This window comes from Streptomyces sp. NPDC002935, assembly GCF_040611295.1.
In the GTDB taxonomy this organism is placed as follows: Bacteria; Actinomycetota; Actinomycetes; order Streptomycetales; family Streptomycetaceae; genus Streptomyces.
This window is the reverse complement of record NZ_JBEXNW010000014.1, coordinates 169,663-190,603: the sequence shown is the minus strand read 5'-3', so window position 1 is coordinate 190,603 and position 20,941 is coordinate 169,663. Positions and strand designations below refer to the sequence as shown.

General features: G+C 70.1%; 11 protein-coding genes. 3 read left to right on the top strand and 8 right to left on the bottom strand.

Annotated features, from left to right (window positions below; all coding sequences use genetic code 11):
- Window positions 1-147: 147 nt before the first annotated feature.
- Both secA and ABZX90_RS21125 read right to left on the bottom strand, forming a co-directional pair.
- A complete protein-coding gene (gene secA, locus ABZX90_RS21130; protein WP_355206887.1) occupies window positions 148-2,910 on the bottom strand; it encodes a preprotein translocase subunit SecA in 2,763 nt (920 codons plus the stop codon).
- Window positions 2,911-3,071: 161 nt separating this feature from the next.
- On the bottom strand, window positions 3,072-5,003 hold the full coding sequence (locus tag ABZX90_RS21125) for an acyl-CoA dehydrogenase family protein (protein WP_355206884.1): 1,932 nt from the start codon (window positions 5,001-5,003) through the stop codon (window positions 3,072-3,074).
- A gap of 415 nt (window positions 5,004-5,418) precedes the next feature.
- On the opposite strand from ABZX90_RS21125, the gene ABZX90_RS21120 reads away from it, so the two are divergent.
- Window positions 5,419-6,432 carry a LacI family DNA-binding transcriptional regulator gene (locus ABZX90_RS21120; protein WP_351123481.1) on the top strand — a complete coding sequence of 338 codons (1,014 nt, stop codon included), beginning with the start codon at window positions 5,419-5,421 and terminating at the stop codon, window positions 6,430-6,432.
- Window positions 6,433-6,606: 174 nt separating this feature from the next.
- Complete coding sequence (locus ABZX90_RS21115) at window positions 6,607-8,649, top strand: glycoside hydrolase family 31 protein (protein WP_355206881.1); 2,043 nt, start codon at window positions 6,607-6,609, stop codon at window positions 8,647-8,649.
- Between the two features lie 49 nt (window positions 8,650-8,698).
- On the opposite strand, the gene ABZX90_RS21110 is transcribed toward ABZX90_RS21115, so the two are convergent.
- The 6 genes from ABZX90_RS21110 to ABZX90_RS21085 all read right to left on the bottom strand — a co-directional run bounded on the left by ABZX90_RS21110 (window position 8,699) and on the right by ABZX90_RS21085 (window position 17,599).
- Window positions 8,699-9,415, bottom strand: coding sequence for a hypothetical protein (locus tag ABZX90_RS21110; protein WP_355206878.1), 717 nt, complete (start codon window positions 9,413-9,415; stop codon window positions 8,699-8,701).
- A 39-nt stretch (window positions 9,416-9,454) separates the two neighbouring features.
- Complete coding sequence (locus ABZX90_RS21105) at window positions 9,455-11,764, bottom strand: glycoside hydrolase N-terminal domain-containing protein (RefSeq protein WP_355206875.1); 2,310 nt, start codon at window positions 11,762-11,764, stop codon at window positions 9,455-9,457.
- The gene (locus ABZX90_RS21100) at window positions 11,761-13,767 is read right to left on the bottom strand and encodes a beta-galactosidase (RefSeq protein WP_355206872.1); all 2,007 of its coding nucleotides are present in this window, start codon (window positions 13,765-13,767) and stop codon (window positions 11,761-11,763) included. Before ABZX90_RS21100 ends, ABZX90_RS21105 begins: the two co-directional genes overlap by 4 nt.
- Window positions 13,768-13,899: 132 nt before the next feature.
- The gene (locus ABZX90_RS21095) at window positions 13,900-14,835 is read right to left on the bottom strand and encodes a carbohydrate ABC transporter permease (protein ID WP_355206869.1); all 936 of its coding nucleotides are present in this window, start codon (window positions 14,833-14,835) and stop codon (window positions 13,900-13,902) included.
- Window positions 14,832-15,893, bottom strand: coding sequence for an ABC transporter permease subunit (locus ABZX90_RS21090; RefSeq protein ID WP_355206867.1), 1,062 nt, complete (start codon window positions 15,891-15,893; stop codon window positions 14,832-14,834). The genes ABZX90_RS21095 and ABZX90_RS21090 overlap by 4 nt, the downstream gene beginning before the upstream one ends.
- A 26-nt stretch (window positions 15,894-15,919) precedes the next feature.
- On the bottom strand, window positions 15,920-17,599 hold the full coding sequence (locus ABZX90_RS21085; protein WP_355206864.1) for a Tat pathway signal sequence domain protein: 1,680 nt from the start codon (window positions 17,597-17,599) through the stop codon (window positions 15,920-15,922).
- Window positions 17,600-17,962: 363 nt separating this feature from the next.
- Here ABZX90_RS21085 and ABZX90_RS21080 point away from each other — a divergent pair, with 363 nt between their 5' ends.
- Window positions 17,963-20,812, top strand: a complete 2,850-nt coding sequence (locus ABZX90_RS21080; RefSeq protein WP_355206861.1) for a glycoside hydrolase family 3 C-terminal domain-containing protein — start codon at window positions 17,963-17,965, stop codon at window positions 20,810-20,812.
- Window positions 20,813-20,941 lie beyond the last annotated feature (129 nt).

The window sequence follows — 20,941 nt, the reverse complement described above, 5'->3', positions numbered from 1 at the left end:
CTCATTCACTCCGCCTCACCGGGGTTTCCCGGCGGCCGACCGCGCCGAGGGGCTGTGCGGGGCGTGGCGACCGCGGGCGGCCGGCGGCGGGCGGGTGCGTACCGGCCGGGGGTTCGGGCGTGGCCGGCCGCCGTACTGATCCGCAGGTCAGCGCTTGCGGCGGCGTCTGGCTTTGGACCGCGGCGGCCGGGCGCGGTCCCGTGCGGGCGGGCCGTCGTCGGGTCGGGGAGCGGCCGGCGCGGCCGAGGGGTCCTCGGTGTGGAGGAACGCGCCTTTGACCACGCCGTCCGCCGTGTCGAGCGTAGGTGCGGTGAAGTGGAGGCCGTCGGTGCGGTCGCGGCGTTCGAGGGCCCCGGTGGCCGGGGCCGCGGCCTCCAGGTTGAAGACATAGCCGACGGACTCCTCCTTGATGGCGTCGGTCATCGCTCCGTACATGTCGAAGCCCTCGCGTTCGTACTCGATGATCGGCTCGCGGCCGAGTGTCCAGCGCAGGCCGATGCCGTCGCGCAGGTAGTCCATCTCGTAGAGGTGCTCGCGCCATTTGCGGTCGAGGACGGAGAGGACGACGAGGCGCTCCAGATCGCGCAGGGTCTCGGAGCCGAGTTCCGCCTCGCGTTCCTCGTACCGGGTGCGGATGTCGTCGGTCACCGCTTCGACGACCCGCTCGGTGGTCAGGCTGTCGCGGCCGCCGTGGCGGTCCTCCAGTTCCTCGACGGTGATCGCCACGGGGTACAGCTGCCCGAGTGCGCTCCACAGCCGCTCCAGGTCCCATTCCTCCGGAAAGCCTTCGCCGGTCTCCTGCTCGATGTACGCCCGGACGGTGTCCTCCATGAAGTGGACGATCTGTTCGCGCAGGTCCTCGCCGGCCAGGACGCGGCGGCGTTCGGCGTAGATGAGCGTGCGCTGCCGGTTGAGGACCTCGTCGAACTTCAGGACGTCCTTGCGGGACTCGAAGTGCTGCTGCTCCAGCTGTGCCTGGGCGGAGGCGATGGCGCGGGTGACCATCTTGTTCTCGATGGGTACGTCGTCGGGGACGTTCGCCATGGCCATCACGCGGTCGACGACGTTGGCCCGGAACAGCCGCATCAGGTCGTCCTCCAGCGAGAGGTAGAAGCGGGAGGCGCCGGGGTCGCCCTGCCGGCCGGAGCGGCCGCGCAGCTGGTTGTCGATGCGTCGTGACTCGTGGCGTTCGGTGCCCAGCACGTAGAGCCCGCCGAGTTCCTTGACCTCGTCGTGTTCGGCCGCGACCGCGGTGGTGATCCGGTCGAGCACCCGGTGCCGCTCCTGCGGGTCCGCGTCCTCGCCCGTCTCGGCGAGCGCCATGGCCTCGGGGTTGCCGCCGAGCATGATGTCGGTGCCGCGGCCGGCCATGTTGGTGGCGACGGTGACGGCGCCCCGGCGTCCCGCCTGGGCGACGATCTGGGCCTCGCGCTGGTGGTTCTTGGCGTTGAGGACCTCGTGCCGGATGCCCTGCCTGCGCAGCCACCTGGAGAGCACCTCGGACTTCTCGACGGAGGTGGTGCCGACCAGGACCGGCTGGCCGAGCTCGTGCTTCTCGGCGATGTCGGCGACGATCGCCGCGTACTTCGCCTCCTCGGTGCGGTAGATCTGGTCGGGGTCGTCGCGCCGGACCATGGGCCGGTTGGTGGGGATCGGGACGACGTGGAGCTGGTAGATCTGGTGGAACTCGGCCGCCTCGGTCATGGCGGTGCCGGTCATGCCGGCGAGCTTGTCGTAGAGGCGGAAGAAGTTCTGGAGGGTGATCGTGGCGAGGGTCTGGTTCTCGTCCTTGATCGTGACGCCTTCCTTGGCCTCGATGGCCTGGTGCAGTCCCTCGTTGTAGCGGCGGCCGGCGAGGATGCGGCCGGTGTGCTCGTCGACGATCAGCACCTCGCCGTCCACGACGACGTAGTCCTTGTCCTTCTTGAAGTGCTCCTTGGCCTTGAGGGCGTTGTTGAGGTGCCCGATCAGCGGGGTGTGGTCGGACTCGTAGAGGCTGTCGATGCCGAGCTGGTCCTGGAGGTAGTCGACGCCGGGGTCCAGGATCGCCACCGTGCGCTTCTTCGGGTCGTACTCGTAGTCGTGGCGCATCCGCAGTTCGGCGAGGTGGTCCTTGTCGGCCTGCGTGGTGAACTGCTCCTCCTGCACCCGTACGCCCTTCATGTGCTGGGCGAACGCGGCGAAGGCCTCGTACCAGTGCGTCGGCTGGTCGGCCGGGCCGGAGATGATCAGCGGGGTGCGTGCCTCGTCGATGAGGATCGAGTCGGCCTCGTCGACGATCGCGAAGTGGTGGCCGCGCTGGACGAGTTCGTCCTTGGACCAGGCCATGTTGTCGCGCAGATAGTCGAAGCCGAACTCGGTGTTGGTGCCGTAGGTGATGTCGCAGAGGTACTGGGCGCGCCGTTCGGCGGGGGTCGACTGTGTCTTGACGACACCGACGGTCAGGCCGAGGAAGCGGTAGGCGCGCCCCATCCACTCGGCGTCACGCCGGGCCAGGTAGTCGTTGACGGTGACGAGGTGGACGCCTTTGCCGGTGAGGGCGTTCAGATACACCGGCAGGGTGCCGACGAGGGTCTTTCCCTCGCCGGTCTGCATCTCGGCGATGTTGCCGAGGTGCAGCGCCGCTCCGCCCATGATCTGTACGTCGAAGTGGCGCATGCCGAGGATGCGGCGGGACGCTTCGCGCATCGCGGCGAAGGCTTCCGGCAGCAGGTCGTCGAGGCTCTCTCCGGCGGTGTACCGCTCCTTGAACTCCGGGGTGAGTGCCTGGAGTTCCTCGTCGGTCAGCGCCTTGAACTCCTCCTCCAGGGAGCCGACCTGCTCGGCGACGCGTTCGAGGCGGCGCAGCATCCGGCCCTCGCCCGCCCGCATGATCCTTCCGGTGATGGCGTCGAGACCTTTTCCTGGCATGGGAATTCCCTCGCAGTCCGGCGCGGTCGATGCCGGGGAAAACCGCCGGGGCGTCGCGGTGGAGTTCCCCGTTCGCCGTTGCGTTCATTGTCGGCGCCCTGCTGCGGCGCGGCAAGCAGCGCGGTGGCGGACGGGGCCCGTCGGCGTCACCGGGACGATCGTCAGCGAATGGGTCGGTGGACGTTCTCCATCGTGCTCGCACCGGGTGTCGCGTCGGCGATCCAGGGGCCCTCGCCCGACGGGTCGACGACGCCTTCCTCCAGCCAGGTGTAGGTGCCCGACAGGACGCCCTTGACGACCTTGCGGTCGAGGTCGTCGGTGTTGGTCCACAGGCGTCCGAAGAGTTCCTCGACGCGGATGCGGGACTGGCGGCAGAAGGCGTCGGCGAGCTGGTAGGCCTCGCGGCCGTGTTCCCCTGTGGTGCGCAGGAGTTCGGCCCGTACGCAGGCCGCGCTCATCGCGAAGAGCTCGGCGCCGATGTCGACGATCCGGCCGAGGAAGCCCTGTTTGGTCTCCATGCGGCCCTGCCAGCGCGACATGGCGTAGAAGGTGGAGCGGGCGAGTTTGCGGGCGCTGCGCTCGACGTAGCGCAGATGCGGGGATAGGTCCACTTCGTGGTGGAACTCGTTGTACGAGCGCGGGAGTTGACCGGCGCCGGCGACCAGCTTCGGCAGCCACTTGGCGTAGAAGACTCCGGCGTTCGCGCCCGCCTTCGCCTTGTCCGAGAGGGACTTGTCGGGGTCGATGAGGTCGCCGGCCACCGAGAGATGGGCGTCGACGGCCTCACGGGCGATCAGCAGATGCATGATCTCCGTGGAGCCCTCGAAGATGCGGTTGATGCGCAGGTCGCGCAGGACCTGCTCGGCGGGGACGGCGCGCTCGCCGCGGGCCGCGAGCGACTCGGCCGTCTCGAAGCCGCGGCCGCCGCGGATCTGGACGAGTTCGTCGGCCATGAGGCAGGCCATCTCGGAGCCGTACAGCTTGGCGAGGGCGGCTTCGATGCGGATGTCGTTGCGGTTCTCGTCGGCCATCTGCGACGACAGGTCGAGAACGGCTTCGAGGGCGAAGGTGGTGGCCGCGATGAAGGAGATCTTGGAGCCGACGGCTTCGTGGAGGGCGACCGGCTTGCCCCACTGTTCGCGCACCGCCGACCATTCACGGGCGATCTTCAGGCACCACTTGCCCGCGCCGACGCACATGGCGGGCAGCGAGAGGCGGCCGGTGTTGAGGGTGGTGAGGGCGATCTTCAGGCCCGCGCCCTCGGGTCCGATGCGGTTGGCGGCCGGCACCCGCACCTGGTGGAAGCGGGTGACGCCGTTCTCCAGGCCGCGCAGGCCCATGAAGGCGTTGCGGTGCTCGACCGTGACGCCCTCCGAGGCGGCCTCCACCACGAACGCCGTGATGCCGCCCTTGTGGCCCTCGGACTTCGGGACGCGCGCCATGACGACGAGGAGATCCGCGACGACGCCGTTGGTCGTCCACAGCTTCACCCCGTCGAGGACGTAGTCGTCGCCCTCGCGTACGGCGGTCGTGGCGAGCCGCGCCGGGTCGGAGCCGACGTCCGGCTCGGTGAGCAGGAAGGCGGAGATGTCGGTGCGGGCGCAGCGCGGCAGGAAGGTGTCCCGCTGTTCCTGGGTGCCGAAGAGTTTCAGCGGTTGCGGTACGCCGATCGACTGATGGGCGGACAGCAGCGCGCCGATCGCGGGGCTCACCGAGCCGACCAGGGCGAGGGCCTTGTTGTAGTACACCTGGGTAAGGCCGAGTCCCCCGTACTTGGTGTCGATCTTCATGCCGAGGGCGCCGAGTTCCTTGAGCCCGTTGACGGTCTCGTCCGGGATCCGCGCCTCGCGCTCGATGCGGGCGGAGTCGATCTTCGTCTCGCAGAAGTCGCGCAGTTTGGCCAGGAACTCCTCGCCGCGCTGCACGTCCTCGTCGGCCGGGAGCGGGTGCGGGTGGATCAGGTCGAGCCGGAAGCGGCCGAGGAACAGCTCCTTGGCGAAGCTGGGCTTCTGCCAGCCCTGTTCGCGCGCGGCCTCGGCTACCTGTCGTGCCTCACGTTCGGTGACTGTGGGCTGGTGGGGTGTTGCGGACATGAGGCTCACCTCGCCGCGAATAGGGATCTTGGGACTGTTCGTTACCGACCGGTTCTACTCGATCGTATTTACCTGATTCCGGGTGACCCCACCAGTCCTCGCGCAGCGTTCGGCCCAATGGGCGCCGGCCGGGCACCGGCCGTCACGCCCCTCGCCCAGGCCCTCACCTTCACGGACAGGCACGGTCGGCGGTATTGCGCCAAAGGTCCTTGACGGGGGACGGTCTTGGTACGCCGGTCAGGGGGCCGCCGCGCGCTCAGGAGGATGCCGAAACGCGTTCAGGAATTTCCTTGTCGAAGCGCTTCGACAACCTATGGACACGGTTCCTCCACCGGGCTAGTGTCGAGCCACCCTCACTCGCCCCTATCCGCACCGCGCGCACTGTCGAAGCGCTTCACAAAGCTTGGAGAGCTGGATGGTCACCCTCGCCGAGGTCGCCCAGCACGCCGGAGTCTCGGCGAGCACGGTGAGCTATGTCCTCAGCGGCAAGCGGTCCATCTCCGCGGGCACCCGGCAGCGGGTCGAGCGGAGCATCCAGGAGCTCGGCTACCACCCGAACGCGGGCGCCCGGGCCCTGGCGAGCAGCCGGTCCAACATCATCGCGCTGATGGTTCCGCTCCGCACCGACATGTACGTACCCGTGATGATGGAGATCGCCATCGCGGTGGCCACGAACGCCCGGACGCACGGGTACGACGTCCTGCTGCTCACCGGCGAGGAGGGGCCCGACGCGGTGCGCCGGGTCACCGGCAGCGGGCTCGCCGACGCGATGATCCTGATGGACGTCGAACTCGACGACGAGCGGCTGCCGTTGCTGCGCGAGACGGACCAACCGTCCGTGCTGATCGGCCTCCCCGCCGACACCACGGGCCTGACCTGCGTCGACCTCGACTTCGGAGCGACGGGCGCGCTCTGCGCCGAGCATCTGGCGATGCTCGGCCACCGTGACATCGCTGTCATCGGCGAGGCCCCCGCCGTCTACGAGCGGCATACCGGCTTCGCCGAGCGCACGCTCGACGGACTCCGCTCCCGCTCAAGGGAGTTGGGCCTGCGGGTGCTGCACCGCCCGTGCGAGGGGGGTTATGACGCGATGGCCCTCACCCTCGCCCGCATCCTCGACGAGCGCCCGGGCACCACGGGCTTCGTCGTACAGAACGAGTCGGCGGTCGAACCGCTGCTCGCCCTGCTGCGCCGGGACGGCCGCGCCGTGCCCGAGGACGTGTCGGTGATCGCGATCTGCCCGGACCAGGTCGCCACCCAGGCCTCGGTGCGGCTGACCTCGGTCGCCATCCCCGCGCAGGAGATGGGCCGGCACGCCGTCGAGCATCTGATCGCCAAGCTCGAAGGGCACGGCAAGGACGAGGTCGTCCTGATCGCACCGGAGTTGACGGTACGGGCGAGCACGGGGCCGGCACCGGCCGCTCCCTGACCTGACCCGGGACTCTTTCGACGGTGGCCCTTCCGGGCCCCTTCTCGGACCTTCGTGTGCCCTGCCGGGGCACCCCTCTGTCCGCACGCCCTCTGCGCCCCCGCCTGCACTCCCTGTCTGCACTCCTTCATGTCTGCACTCCTTCATGTCTGCACTCCTTCAGGAGCACTCCACGTGAATCAGCCTGCCGAAACCCAGCCCCAGGTCAGCCTCGCGCAGTCCTCCCCGACCGTCGGCACCTTCCGTGAGCGGGACGGCGCGCTGGAGTGGAGCGGTCGCACGGAGACCGTCCGGATCGAACCGTGGGGTCCGGACGCCGTCCGGGTCCGCGCCCGTCTCGGCGGTCCCGTGCTCGACGGCCTGCCGGGAGCCCTGCTCGACGAACGGCAGGCCACCGAGGGCACCGTCGAACTCCAGGACGGCGAAGGACGGTTGACCGTCGGAGCACTGACCGTCGAGGTGAGCGCCGAGGGACTCCTCCGTTTCACCCGCACCGGCGACGGCGGTGAACTCCTGGCCGAGGAGCGTGCCCACTTCTGGTGGCCCGGCCCGCGGCTGTACACCCCCACCGGCAACGGCCACCACCGTCTGGAGCAGCGCTTCGCCGCGTACGACGGCGAGAGGCTGTACGGCCTCGGGCAGCACCAGCACGGGCTGTTCGACCAGAAGGGCGCGGTCCTGGACCTGATCCAGCGCAACGCCGAGGTCACCATTCCGGTGCTCACCTCCAGCCGCGGCTACACCCTCCTGTGGAACAGCCCGGCGATCGGCCGGGTGGAGCTCGCGGGCAACGGCACCCGCTGGGTCGCGGACTCCGCCCGCCAGATCGACTACTGGATCACCGCGGGCACTCCGGCCGACGCCCAGCGCCGCTACAGCGCGGCGACCGGCCGTACGCCGATGCTGCCCGAGTGGGCGGCCGGATTCTGGCAGTGCAAGCTGCGCTATCGCACCCAGGACGAACTCCTGGACGTGGCACGGGAGTACAAGCGCCGAGGTCTGCCGCTGTCCGTCATCGTCTGCGACTTCTTCCACTGGACCCACCTCGGCGACTGGAAGTTCGACCCGGCCGAGTGGCCCGACCCGGCGGCCCTGCAGGCCGAACTCGCCGGACTCGGCGTCAAGCTGGTCGTGTCGGTGTGGCCGTCGGTCTCCCCGCTCTCCGAGAACCACCAGCTCATGGAGCAGCGGGGCTACTTCATCGGCACCGAATACGGACCGATGGCGCACGCCGACTGGCCGGACAAACAGGTCGCCTCCACCGTCCAGGTGGCCTTCTACGACGCCACGAACCCCGAGGCACGCGACTTCCTGTGGTCACGGGTCAAGGACAACTACCTGGATCCGTACGGCATCTCGGCCTTCTGGCTGGACGCCTGCGAGCCGGAGCTGAAGCCGGGCTTCTCCGAGAACCTGCGCTACCACGCGGGTCCGGGTCTGGAGGTCGGCAACCTCTACCCCCGCGAGAACGCCCGCACCTTCTACGAGGGCCTGCTCGCCGCCGGGGAGACCGAGATCGTGTCCCTCAACCGCTCGGCCTGGGCGGGCAGCCAGCGCTACGGGGCAGCCCTGTGGTCCGGCGACATCGGGACCGACTTCGCGACGCTGCGCCGCCAGATCGCCGCGGGCCTCAACACCGCGCTGTCCGGCATCCCCTGGTGGAACACCGACATCGGCGGCTTCCACGGCGGCGACCCGGACGACCCGGCGTACCGCGAAGTCATGATCCGCTGGTTCCAGTTCGGCACGCTGTCGCCGCTGATGCGGCTGCACGGATTCCGCGACCCGGGCCTGCCGCTCGGTCCCGACATGACCGGCGGCCCGAACGAGGTGTGGTCGTACGGCGAGGAGGCCGGCGCGATCATGGAGAAGTACCTGCGGCTGCGCGAACGCCTGAAGCCGTACGTGCTGGACGTCATGCGGGAGGCCCACGAGGAGGGGCTGCCGGTGATGCGCCCGCTGCTCCTGGAGTTCCCGGGCGACCAGGCGGCCTGGTCGGTGGACGACGCCTTCCTCCTCGGCCCGGACCTGCTGGTCGCGCCGGTCCTCACGGCGGGCGCGACGGCCCGTACGGCGTACCTCCCGGCGGGCGCGAGCTGGACGGACGCGTGGACCGGGAAGACGTACGAGGGAGGCTCGGCCGTGACGGTCGACGCTCCGCTGGACCGGATCCCGCTGTTCCTGCGGGACGGGGCGCGCCTGCCGGTGGCCGAATAGCCGGATGCGGCCGGCCCCGGGAGGGGCCGGCCGCACTGTCACGTGGTGATCAACTGCTGCTGACCGTCAGGTTGTTGGTCGCGAAGTCGAGCCCGCCCGCGGACGAGGTGATCTCGAAGCCGAACTGCACGTCGCCGATGGTCTCGCCACTGGACATCCAGCCCTTGGTGTTCGCGATCCACCTCATGATCGGGAGGATGTTGACGGTGCCGGACGTGGAGTCGGAGCTGCGCAGGAACGAGAAGACGTCGTTCGCGCCGTTGTTGCCCTTGTAGACGGTCCAGGTGTTGCCGTTCAGCGTGAGCGTGCCCTGGGAGGTGCCGAGCGCGCCGACCGCGCCGTTGTAGTTGACCCAGAGCATGGTCTCGTAGTCGTAGTCGGTGTCCCAGATGTCGTACGAGGTGTTGTACGCGCCGGAGGACGGGACGGTGACGTTGTAGGTGCTGGTGAGGGAGGACAGCCCCGAGATCGTCTTGCCGACGTACTTCTTGGAGTTGGGGTAGGACTTGATGCCGCCGGTGTTGGGGTGGTTGGCCCAGACTCCCCAGTTGGTGCCGGAGTTGGCCCAGATGCACTGGCTGCCCGCGCCGGAGCCCCAGATGTTGTTGTAGAGCGTGTAGCCGTTGAGCGTGCTGTTGCCCCACTGGTCGCAGGAGGACCAGACGGCGGCCTGGGCGGGGGCCGAGCCGAGGCCGATCGTCGCGCCGAGGGCGAGTGCCGGGGCGACGAGGACCTTGGTGATCCTGTTCAGGGTGCGAAGTGTCATGGTGTCCCTTCCATGAGTGGGGGGAAGTGCGGGGGGGGTCTACCGCGGCCCCAGGGTGAGGACGCGGTCTTCTCCGGCGCTCAGTGAGAGCGGTCGCGCGCCGGTGGAAGTCTGCAGATCGATGCGGCAGGTGCGGCTCGGTCGCAGCACGGCGGTGGCACCGTCGGGGGTCCAGGTGAGGTCGGCCTCCGCGCCGAACCGCGTCCGGATGCCACGGAGTTCGCCGCTCGGGAGGCCGACGGGGAGCGCGGGGAGCAGGACGAGCCGCTCCGGGGTGGACTGGATCAGCGTCTCGATGAGGACGGCGGGCAGGGTGTGGGCGGCGTCGGCGTTGTAGACGTGCCGGTTCGGGTAGTGGCCGCTCATCAGGGAGACGTGGAAGAAGTCGCCGGCCAGGACGTTGTCGAGGGCGCCCGCCACGCGCTCCGCGTCCCGAAGCCGGGCGGCCACCAGGGCGTGGTGGAGGTGGCCGTGCGCCGAGTCGTTCTCGGCGCCGCGCAGTTCGAGGGCGCGACGGGCCGCCGCGGCGAGCCCGGGGGTGTCGTACGGGTTGATCTCGTCGAGCGGCCAGACGCCGTAGAGATGGCTGAGGTGCCGGTGGTCGTAGGTGTCGTCGAGTCCGGGCCGGGCCCACTCGGCCAGCGCGCCCTCGGCGTTGACCCGGTGCGGCGGCAGCCGGTCGGCGAGCGCGCGCCAGCGCTCCGCGTCGGGCCCCGGGTGGTAGGCGGCCGCCGTACGCAGGGCGTGCCGGGCCGCCGAGAGGTCCATGGCGGCGTTGACGGTGATCCATCCGGCGTTCGCGGGACGGTTCTCCGGGGAGTAGGACGGCACGATCACCAGGTGGCCGTCGTCGTCGGTCCGGGTGAGGAAGTCCTCGTAGAAGCACGCCACTTCGGCGAGTGCGGCGGCCAGCCGCGGGTCGCGTGCGCCGCGGGTCTCGTCGTGGTCCACGAGGGGCTTGAGCAGCCAGTCGGCGCCCGCGGTCCATACATGCAGCGGGTACGCGCGGCTGAGGTGGTAGATGTGGCCCGACTCGCCGTCGGTGTGCGCGGGGGCCACGACACCGCGCGCGCCGAAGACGGCTCGGGCGTTGTCCCGCCAGTTCGGCAACTGGCCGTGGATCAGGGCGGCTTGCGCCTCGGTGACCTCGGGGAGTGCGGCCGCGGCGGCCGACGCGGTCTGCAGGTTGAGGTTGGCGTCCGTGGTGAACGCCCCGGACCAGGCGGTGTCCCAGTCGCCGGTCCAGAGCCCGGTCAGCCGGGGCGGCAGCGTGCCGGCCGAGGAGAGCAGGTGGTAGCGGCCGGCCGCGAAGAGCCGCTCCAGGAGGGCGGGGCTCTTCGGACGTCGGATCAACTCCGACCCGGGGAGCGCTCGTTCGGAGGAATCGGCGCGCAGGTCGAGGGTGACCCGGAGGTAGGCGGCGCGGTGCAGGGCGGTGTGGCGGGACAGCAGGTGGGCGTACGCGTGCTCGATGTCCTCGTCACCGTGGCCCGCCCCGGGCAGCAGCTCCCGCAGCGCCCGGACCTCGGCGAGGGCGTCCAGGTCGCCCGGGTGCCGGCGTACCCGGGTGAGCAGCAGCATCGAGCGGGCGCCCTCGACCCGTACGCCGGGAAGGGCGGGGCGGGTCCGGCCGTCGGTGACGAGGAGCGTGACCCCGGTGTACGCCAGGTCGCCGGCCGGATAGCGGGCGCGCAGCGTGAGGAGGGCGCCCTCGGGGGTGCGGCCGGCACCGTGTCCCACCGCCAGGTCGGCGGGCGCGCCCGGCAGCCGGTGGTCAAGCGTCACGTCGACCGCGAGGTCGGAGGCGGTCACGTACTGCGCGATCACGTCGTCGGCGCGGGAGACGAAGACCTCGCTGCGCCAGTCGGCGCACCCGGCGGCGACGACACCGGTGGTGAAGTCGGCCTCCCGCCGGTAGGCGCCGCGCTCCGTGGCCGGGCGGCGCAGCCGCAGCTGGAAGGCGGGGTGGAAGGGCTGCACCCACAGCAGCGGCCGTCCGTCGGTGAAGTCCTCCCCGGCCCTCACGTCTCCGGCCAGCAACCGGTCCTGTACGTCGGCGAGGCGGTCGGCGAGCTCGGGCGGTCGGGAGTCCGCGCTGCCGTTCGGACGGATCAGACGATGGTGGTTGACGATCACCCGGTCGTCGTTCGGATCGCCGAACACCATGACGCCGTGCGTGCCGTTCCCGCTCAGGAAGGCGTCCTCCCAGCGGGCGGCGGGCCGGGGTTCCCAGGTTCCGTGGACGGGGGCAGCGGTAGGGGCGCCGTCCGTTCGGGTGGCGGCGGTGGCAGTGTTTTCGCTTCGGGCGCCGGCGCAGGGGGCGTCGTCAGCGTGGACGTGGTCCGTCACGGGGCGAGCACCACCGCTCCGTAGCGCTCCAGTCGTACGGAGTCGCGCACACAGGCGCCGCCGAGCAGGTCGCGGTGGGTGCCCGGTACCTCGACGGTCACCGCGTCGCGCCCGTGATTGAGCAGGAAGAGCAGATCGCCGCGCCGGACGGCCTCGACACCCTCGGGCAGCCCGGCGAGCACCGGCCGGACACCCGCGTCGTCCGCTGCCCGCGCCAGCAGTGCGCGCAGGGCGGCCGGTTCGGGAAGGGTGGAGAGGTACCGGGCGGCGCCCCTGCGGAGCACGGCGGGCAGTCCGTCCAGCTCGCCGCCCCGGTAGCGGGTCTCGACGACCGCGGTCCGGTCCGGCTCGATCTCCTCGGACCAGAGCGTGCCCGTGAAGCCGTCGCACGCGACGGTCTCGCCCGCGTCCAGCGGCCACCACTCGTGCAGGGTGCGGATGCCGAACAGGTCGCGCAGCCGCTCGTCCATGCCGCCCGGCCGCACCCGGTCGTCCTCGTCGGCGACGCCGGTGTGGAAGCCGCAGACGAGCGTGCCGCCCGATCGCGCATAGGCGAGGAGGTTGTCGATCGCCGGGTCCGTGAGCAGATACAGCTGGGGCACGACGACCATCCGGTAGGCAAAGAGGTCGTGCTCGGGGTGCGCGAACGCGGTGGTGAGGTGGGCCTCCCACAGGGCGCGGTGCCAGGCCCGTACGACCTCGGCGTAATCGGTCTCCGTGGAGAGGCGGCCGTCGTGCGTGCCCGCCCACCAGGAGTTCCAGTCGTGCAGGATCGCGACACCCGAGACGACATGACGATCCGTCACATGTGGGCCGATGCGGGCGAGTTCGGCGCCGATCCGCTTGATCTCCTGGAAGGTGCGGCCCTGCTCCCCCGCGTGGCCGATCATCCCCGAGTGGAACTTCTCCGCGCCCTGCCGGGACTGCCGCCACTGGAAGTAGCAGACGGCGTCGGCGCCGCGGGCCACGGCCTGGAGCGACCACAGGCGGTTCAGGCCGCGCGGCTTGGGGTGGTTCACGCCGCGCCAGTTGACCGCTCCGGCCGCCTGCTCCATGAGCATCCAGGGACCGCCCGCGGTCTGGGAACGCGTCATGTCCTGGACGAGTGCGCCGTTCTGCGCGCCGAGGGGGTCGCGCGGGTCCGGATAGATGTCGACGGAGACGACGTCTTCCTCGGCGGCCCATCGCCAGGCGTCCTGCCCGGCCCACATCGGCATGAAGTTGCTGGTCACCGGCGTGTGCGGGCTGTGGCGGCGCACGATGTCACGCTCGGCGACGTAGCACTCCAGGAGCATGTCGGAGGTGAACCGCTTGAAGTCGAGCACCTGCGTCGGGTTCTTCATGTAGTGCGCGTGACGCGGTGGAAGGACCTCGGGCCAGCCGTCGTAGCCCTGACCCCAGAAGGCCGTTCCCCAGGCCGTGTTGAGGGCGTCGATCGTGCCGTACCTGTCCCGGAGCCAGCGGCGGAAGGCGGCGGCCGCCTCGTCGCCGTAGTCGAAGGTGCAGTACTCGTTGTTGATGTGCCACATCGTGAGGGCGGGGTGGCTCGCGTAGCGGGCGGCCAGGTCCTCGGTGATGGCGGCGGCGCAGCGGCGGTAGACGGCGCTGGAGTGCGAGAAGTGCTGCCGGGAGCCCCACCATTCGATGCGGCCGTCCTCGTCCCGGGGCAGCGTCCCGGGGTGCAGCCGGCCCATCCAGGGGGGCGGTGAGGAGGTGGGGGTGGCGAGCACGACGCCGATGCCGTGCTCGTGCATCAGGTCCATCAGCCGGTCGAGCCAGCCGAACTCCCGTGCTCCCGGGCGTGGTTCCAGCCTGGCCCAGGAGAAGACGCCGAGGGTGACGGAGTTGACGCCGGCCTCCTTCATGAGGCGTACGTCCTCGTGCCAGGTCTCCTCGGGCCACTGCTCGGGGTTGTAGTCGCCCCCGAAGAGAATGCGGCCCCGGGTGGCGTCGCTCAGGCTGGGCCGCCCGGATTCCGGAGCGGTTCCGCGGGGCGTGCGCATGACCTACCTCGATCGTGACGTGTGGACCGCCGCGGCCGACCGCCGGTCAGGGGCAGGTCGGCCGCGGCGAGCGGAGGGGCGGCGAAGAAGTGGGCGTGCGGAGGCTCGCGAGGGTGCGGGGGGCGGCCGGGGTCAGCCCTTCACGGCGCCGGTGAGCATGCCCTTCTTGAAATGCCGCTGGACGAAGGGCGAGAGGACCGCCACCGGCAGCAGTGCCATCACCATGACGGCCATCTGGACGGCGAGCGGCGACAGTTGGCCGGTGTTGATCTGTGTGGCGAGTCCGACGGGGCGCTCCTGCTTCTGCACCAGCTGGATCATGACGTTCTGCAGCGGCATCATCTTCTGGTCGGTCAGATAGATGGAGGCGTTGAACCATGCGCTCCAGTAGCCGACCGCGTAGAACAGCGAGATGACCGCGAGGACCGCGCGGGAGAGCGGCATCACGATCTGCCACAGGATGCGCCAGTCGCCGGCGCCGTCGATGCGGGCGCTGTCGACGAGTTCGGGTGAGATGCCCATGAAGAACGCGCGCAGCACCAGGATGTTGAAGACGCTGACCGCGCTGGGGAGGATCAGCGCGAGATAGGTGTCGGTGAGGCCGAGGGCCTGCACCAGCAGATAGGTGGGGATGAGTCCGGCGCCGAAGAACATCGTGGCGAGCAGCAGCATCAACAGCCAGCGGTGGCCGAGCGATCCGATGCGCGAGAGACCGTAGGCGCACAGCACCGAGACCGCCATGCTGAACAGGGTGCCGACCAGGGTCACGCCGACGCTGACGAGCGCGGCGCGCTGCACCTGCCCGCCGGTGAGCAGCTCCTTGTAGGCGACGAAGGTGACGCCCTTGGGGATGACCACCAGCCCGCCGGCCGCGTCGATGGTCTTCTTCGACTGGAGGCTGGTGACGATGACGATCCAGAGCGGGAAGAGGATCGCGAAGGCGGCCAGGGTGAGGGTGAGCCCCTTGCCCGCGAGGCCGGCCTTCGACGGCACCTCCTCCCAGGGCGGCCGGGGCGGTGCCGCCCAGCGGCCGGGCTTGTCGCGCGGTTCGTACGTCACGGCGGTCATTTCTTGTACACCCCCTGCTCACCCATGAGGTGGGCGACCTTGTTGGCGGTCAGGACGAGCCCCAGGCCGACCACGCCTTTGACCAGTCCGGCGGCGGCGGCATAACCGAAGTCCTGGTTGCGGATGCCGTTCCACCAGACGTAGGTGTCCAGGACCTCGGAGGCGCCGGGGCCCACCGAGTCGCGCTGGAGCAGGAGTTGCTCGAAGCCGACGGTGAGCGCGTCGCCGACGCGCAGCACCAGGAGCAGGGCGATCACCGGGCGCAGGGCGGGCAGGGTGATGTGCCACATCCGGCGCCGGCGTCCGGCCCCGTCCATGGCGGCGGCCTCGTACAGGTCGGGTGAGACGGCCGACAGGGCCGCGAGGAAGACGATGATGCCCCAGCCCGCGTCCTTCCAGACGCCTTCGGCCGTCACCAGGAACTTGAAGATCCCCGGATCGGTCATCAGGTCGATGCCCTGGTGCCCGTGTTGGCGCAGGGTCTGCGCGATGATGCCCGCCCCGCCGAAGATCTGCTGGAAGACGGTGACGACGAGGACCCAGGAGAAGAAGTGCGGGAGGTACATGACCGCCTGGGCGACCGCCCGGACCCGGGGCCTGACCACGCTGTTGATGAGCAGCGCGAGCAGGACCGGGATCGGGAAGTACAGCACCAGCTGGAGGAAGAAGAGCACGAACGTGTTCTGCACCGCGTGCCAGAAGGCCGAGTCCGCGAAGATCCGCTGGAAGTTCTCCAGGCCGATCCAGGGGCTCTCGAACATCGCGACGAAGCCGTTGTCGCTCAGATACGGGTCGTAGTCCTGGAAGGCGACGACATTGCCCAGGACCGGGATGTAGGTGAAGACGAGGATCAGCGCGATCGCGGGCAGGGTCATCAGGATCAGGGTGCGGTCGCGTCTGAACCGCAGCCGGAAGCCCAGCTTTCCGGCGTCCTGTCCGGCGCTCTTCCGGGCCCGCCGGGTGGCGCGCGCGGAGGCGCCGTCCGGTGGACTCCCGTCCGGGCTCCTCTTGCCCGCCTTGGCCCCGGCCCTGCTCCGAGGCACCGTGCTGTGGGACACGGCCTTCTCCTTGCCTCAGTCCTGGGTCACTTGGCCGCGGAGCCGTTGTCGTCGAGCAGCTTCTTGTACCAGGCGCGCAGGTCGTCGCCGCCCTTCTGCTTCCAGTCCGCGACGGCCTGCTGCATGTCGCTGATCTTCTTGCGGCCCCGGACGACGTCGTCCTCCAGCTGCTCGAAGTCGTTGGCGAGGTTGGTCCACCGGTTGGGCTCGGTGATGGTCAGGCCGTAGAAGGAGGACTTCTTGGTGAAGGCGCCCATGCGCTGCTGCCACTCGACCTGGAGCTTGGCGATCTCCGGCAGATCGGGGTGGGCGAGGTAGGCCGCGGGGCCACCGGTGTAGTCGTAGGCGCCGTTGACCTCGTTGGTGCCCTTGGTGGTCTTGGTCGGCAGACCGTTCTTGAGTGTGTAGTCGGTGCCCTCGACGCCGTAGACCGTGAGCATGTACTCCTTGGTGCCGTACGGAGCCGCGCAGTAGTCGGCGAGCGCGAGGAAGTCCTTGATCTGCTGCTTGGACGCCTTCTTGCTGACGAAGGTGAAGATGCCCGCGGGCTGGGTCGCCCAGAGCGTGGGGTTGCCGCCTTCGGGGCCGAAGATGTCGAACGCCCCCATCTCGAAGTCCGTCTTCTGGGTGCGCTGTTCGGCCGTCGAGCCGTACCAGTAGGACAGGTCGCCGTTGAAGACGAGGGACTGGCCCGCGGTGAAGCGGTTGGACGCGTCGCCCTTGACGGCCTTGGCATCGGGGTGGACGACGTCGGCCGCGTACAGCTTGCGCGTCCACTCCAGAGCTTCGAGGTACTCGTCGGTCTCGATCCGGTTGACCAGCTTGCCGTCCCTCAGGTCCCACCAGAGCGCCTTGTCGCTGCCGTTGAGGACGCCGTAGATGTTGAAGGCCGTCCACTTGAGGTCGTCGCAGGCCCACACCTTCGCCTTGGCGTCAGTGGCCTCCTTCGCCCAGGCCAGGAACTCGTCGGGCGACGTGGGCGGGGTGTAGCCCTTCTTGGCGAAGATGTCCTTGCGGTAGAAGGGCGCGATGTTCGTGACGTACGAGGCCGGCATCGGGATCGCGCGCAACTGGCCACCGAAGATGGAGCGCTGCCATGCGTCGGTCGGTACGGCCGCGAGGTTCGGGTATTCCTTGACCTTGTCGCCGGACAGATACGGGCCGAGGTCGGCGAACTTGGCGTTGATGGCGCTGGGTATCTTGCCGTTCAGGTTCCAGCCCGGGACGACCACCACGTCCGGGATGTCGCTGGAGGCGAGGATCGCGCCCAGCTTCTCGTCGTAGGTATTACCGTCCTGGTTCTGCCAGGTCGCCTTGACGCCGATGGCCTCGTTCATGGCCGTGTAGTACGCGTTGTCGTCGGCCGGCGGGCTGCCCCAGAACGGCGACATGATCTTCAGGTCGCTGCCGCCGCCCAGCTTCTTCGGGACGGACGTCTTCAGCGCTTTCAGGTCGATCGCCCCGGTGAAGCCCGCCGCCGATCCGTTCTTCGACGGAAGGTCGGGCGTGACGACGCTCGACGCCACGAACGTCGGAAGGATCTTCTGGGCGTCCTTCCCCGAGGTGGTGCCGTCCTTCTTGCCGTCCTGTCCGCCGCCGCAGGCGGCGAGCAGGGGCATTCCGCCGGCCACGGCGGCCGCTGCGACCGCCGTGGAGGCGAGGAAGCTTCTCCGGCTGGGGGCGGAGGTGGCGGAGTTCGGCGTCATTGCGTCAACCCTTCATGGCGCACAGCAGGACACCCGGCGGGGGAGCCGTCGGCTGCGGTGTCTTGAGTGGATCCGGCTGAGCCGAAGCGGTCCTCGGAGGGCTGGGGCCTCCGGGGAGGAGAGCCTCACAGTCGAAGCGCTTCGATGTTGCTGCGAGGTTAAGTGAACGCCTGGGGGTGCACAAGGGTCGATCCCAAGATTCCTCGGAGGTGTCACGTAACAGAGCGGCTCCGCCTGGCACTTGACATCACGGCCGAGAAACGCGGTTGAGGTGCCCGGGTGTCTTGACACCCACCTCTCTGTCGAACGACCATCGAAGCGCTTCGAAAGTGTCTCGTCGCTCCACCGCAAAGGGATCACCACGTGACCGCACAGACGCCGCCCATGCCGCCCTTCCGTGACGCGAGCCTGCCCTTCGCGAAGCGCGTCGACGACCTGCTGGCGCGGCTCACCCTCGACGAACGGATCGCGTTCCTGCACCAGTTCGCGCCAGCCGTCGAACGACTCGGTGTGCGGGCCTTCCGCACCGGTCAGGAGGCGCTGCACGGGGTCGCCTGGATGGGTCCGGCGACGGTGTTCCCCCAGGCCGTCGGGCTCGGCGCGACCTGGAACGGCGATCTCGTGCGCCGGATCGGCGAGGCCGTCTCGGCGGAGGTCCGCGCGATGCGCGCCGACGACGACCGCGTGGGCCTCAACATCTGGTCCCCCACGGTCAATCTGCTGCGCCACCCGCTGTGGGGCCGCAACGAGGAGGGCTACGCGGAGGACCCGGCGCTCACCTCCGCCCTCGCCACCGCGTACACCCGCGGGCTGCGCGGCGACCACCCGGCCTACTGGCGCACGGCACCGGTCCTCAAGCACTGGCTCGCGCACAACAACGAGACGAGCAGGGACACTTCGTCCTCGTCCGTCCGCCCGCGAGTGCTGCACGAGTACGATCTGCGCGCCTTCCGCGAGACCGTCGAGGCGGGCGCGGTCGCCGGAGTGATGCCCGCGTACAACCTGGTCAACGGCCGCCCCAACCACGTCTCGCCCCATCTGCGCGAGCAGTTGCGCACCTGGACCGACCAGGAGCTGCTGGTCTGCTCGGACGCGGGCGCGCCCTCCAACCTGGTCGACTCCGAGCACTACTTCGACACCCACGAGGAGGCGACCGCCGCCTCGCTCCGGGCCGGCGTCGACAGCTTCACCGACCACGGCACGGACGGCTCGCTGATCGCCGGACGCGTCCGGGGCGCCCTGGATCGGGGCCTGTTGAGCGAGGCCGACATCGACACGGCGGTCCGCCGCCAGCTCACCGTGCGCTTCCGGCTCGGCGAGTTCGACCCGCGCCTCGACCCGTACGCCGACACCAAGGACTTCGACACACCCGCCCACCGGGCGCTCGCCCGGGAAGCCGCGGAGCAGGCGATCGTCCTCCTCAAGAACGACGGCCTGCTGCCGCTCGGCCCCGACGTCCGGGTCGCGGTCGTCGGCCTGCTCGCCGACGAGTGCAAGCTCGACTGGTACAGCGGCACGCTCATCCACCGCTCGACCCCGCTGGAGGGCCTGTACGAGCGGTTCGGCGCCGAGCGGGTGGACTTCGCCGAGGGCGTGGACCGCGTACGTCTGAGGACGTCGTCCGGCCGGTATCTCGCGGTGCCCGCCGCCGAGGACACGTACGAGGAGGTGCGCGGCGCGGAGGGCGCCCTCGATCCGGCGCTGCTCGCGGGCCGTACGGACCTGCCTCCGCTGACCGCCGACGCCGTCGGCAGCGAACTGGCGCTGATCGACTGGGGCGAGGGCATCCTCACCCTGCGCGCCCCCGACGGCCGCTATCTCTCGGTCGCCGACGACGGCCTCGTCCGCGCCTCCGCCGACCAGCCGGGCGGCTGGGTGGTCCAGGAGACCTTCCGCCTGGAACCCTCCGCATCCCATGAGAACGGCCACCTCCTGAAGCACCTGGGGACGGGCAGGTACGTCTCTGTCGCCGCCGACGGTGTGAAGGTTGCCGACGACCCCGGGAACGCCGAGATCTTCGAGCTGGAGTTCACCGAGCGCGGCGAGGACGCGGTGGCCCGCGCCGCCGCGTCGGCCGACGTGGTCCTCGTCGTCGCGGGCAACGACCCGCACATCAACGGCCGCGAGACCGAGGACCGTACGACACTGCGGCTGCCCGCCCATCAGGAGCGGTTGCTGCGCGCCGCCCGCGCCGCGAACCCGGACACGGTGCTGGCCCTGGTCTCCGCCTACCCGTACGCGGTCGACCACGCCGACCTGCCCGCGCTGCTGTGGACCGCGCACGGCGGCCAGGCGGCGGGCACCGCGCTGGCCCGCGTCCTCGCGGGCGACGTCTCCCCCGCGGGCCGCCTGCCGCAGACCTGGTACGCCGGGGACGACGACCTGCCCGGCCTGCTCGACTACGACGTGATCGGCGGCCGTCAGACCTATCTCTACTTCGAGGGGACTCCGCTGTTCCCGTTCGGACACGGCCTGTCCTACGCCTCGTTCGCCTACGCCGATCTTCAAGTCCGGCGAAACGCGGACGCGTTGACGGTCTCCTGCACGGTCACCAACACCTCGACGGTGACCGCGGACGAGGTCGCCCAGCTCTACACCCGCGCGGTCGCCCCGTCCGTGCCCCGTCCGCGCCGCGAGCTGGCGGCGCACCATAGGGTCCGGATCGCTCCGGGCGCCTCGGCGACCCTCTCCTTCGAACTCCCGCTCTCCGTCTTCGAGTTCTGGGACGTGGCACACGGCCGCCGACGCCTGGAACCCGGTGCGTACGAGCTGCTGGTCGGCGCGTCCAGTCAGGACATCCGGCTCGGCGCGACCGTGGAACTCGAAGGCGAGCCGGGCACCCCCCGTCCCGTCCGCGAACACGGCCTGAACGCCGTCGACTTCGACGAGCAGCGAAACACGGCCATCGTCGACCGTACGAAGGTCGCGGGCGACGCGGTGACCCCGGTGGACGGCGGCACGGGCGAACTTGTCCACCGGGACTGCGACTTCGGCGACGGCGTCACCCGGATCACCGTCGAGGCGGCGGGCGAGGGGGTCGTCGACGTGTCCCTGGACGGCGGACCGACGGTCGCCGAGCTCGCGCCGAGCGGGTCCGAGGGGCCCTACGACTACCGAACCCTCGCCACCGCGTTCACCGCCGGCGGTGTGCACGACGTCCACCTCAGACTGCGCGGGCCTGTCCGGCTCACGCACGTCGGCTTCTCCGGCTGAGGGTCCGGAGGAGCCGGCACAGGGGCCCGGCGCCGGAAGGCATCGGCGCCGGGCCCCTTCCCGGGCGACCTTAGGTGAAAACGATTGTCACCGGACACGCCGTTTTCGGTCACGTCCCGACAGGCCGAC

Bases quoted from the DNA above. Each gene is read 5' to 3' on its own strand.
- ABZX90_RS21120 (WP_351123481.1), top strand. From the start codon at position 5,419: ATGGTCACCCTCGCCGAGGTCGCCCAGCACGCCGGAGTCTCGGCGAGC.
- ABZX90_RS21100 (WP_355206872.1), bottom strand. From the start codon at position 13,767: ATGCGCACGCCCCGCGGAACCGCTCCGGAATCCGGGCGGCCCAGCCTG.
- ABZX90_RS21095 (WP_355206869.1), bottom strand. From the start codon at position 14,835: ATGACCGCCGTGACGTACGAACCGCGCGACAAGCCCGGCCGCTGGGCG.
- ABZX90_RS21125 (WP_355206884.1), bottom strand. From the start codon at position 5,003: ATGTCCGCAACACCCCACCAGCCCACAGTCACCGAACGTGAGGCACGA.
- ABZX90_RS21085 (WP_355206864.1), bottom strand. From the start codon at position 17,599: ATGACGCCGAACTCCGCCACCTCCGCCCCCAGCCGGAGAAGCTTCCTC.
- secA (WP_355206887.1), bottom strand. From the start codon at position 2,910: ATGCCAGGAAAAGGTCTCGACGCCATCACCGGAAGGATCATGCGGGCG.
- ABZX90_RS21110 (WP_355206878.1), bottom strand. From the start codon at position 9,415: ATGACACTTCGCACCCTGAACAGGATCACCAAGGTCCTCGTCGCCCCG.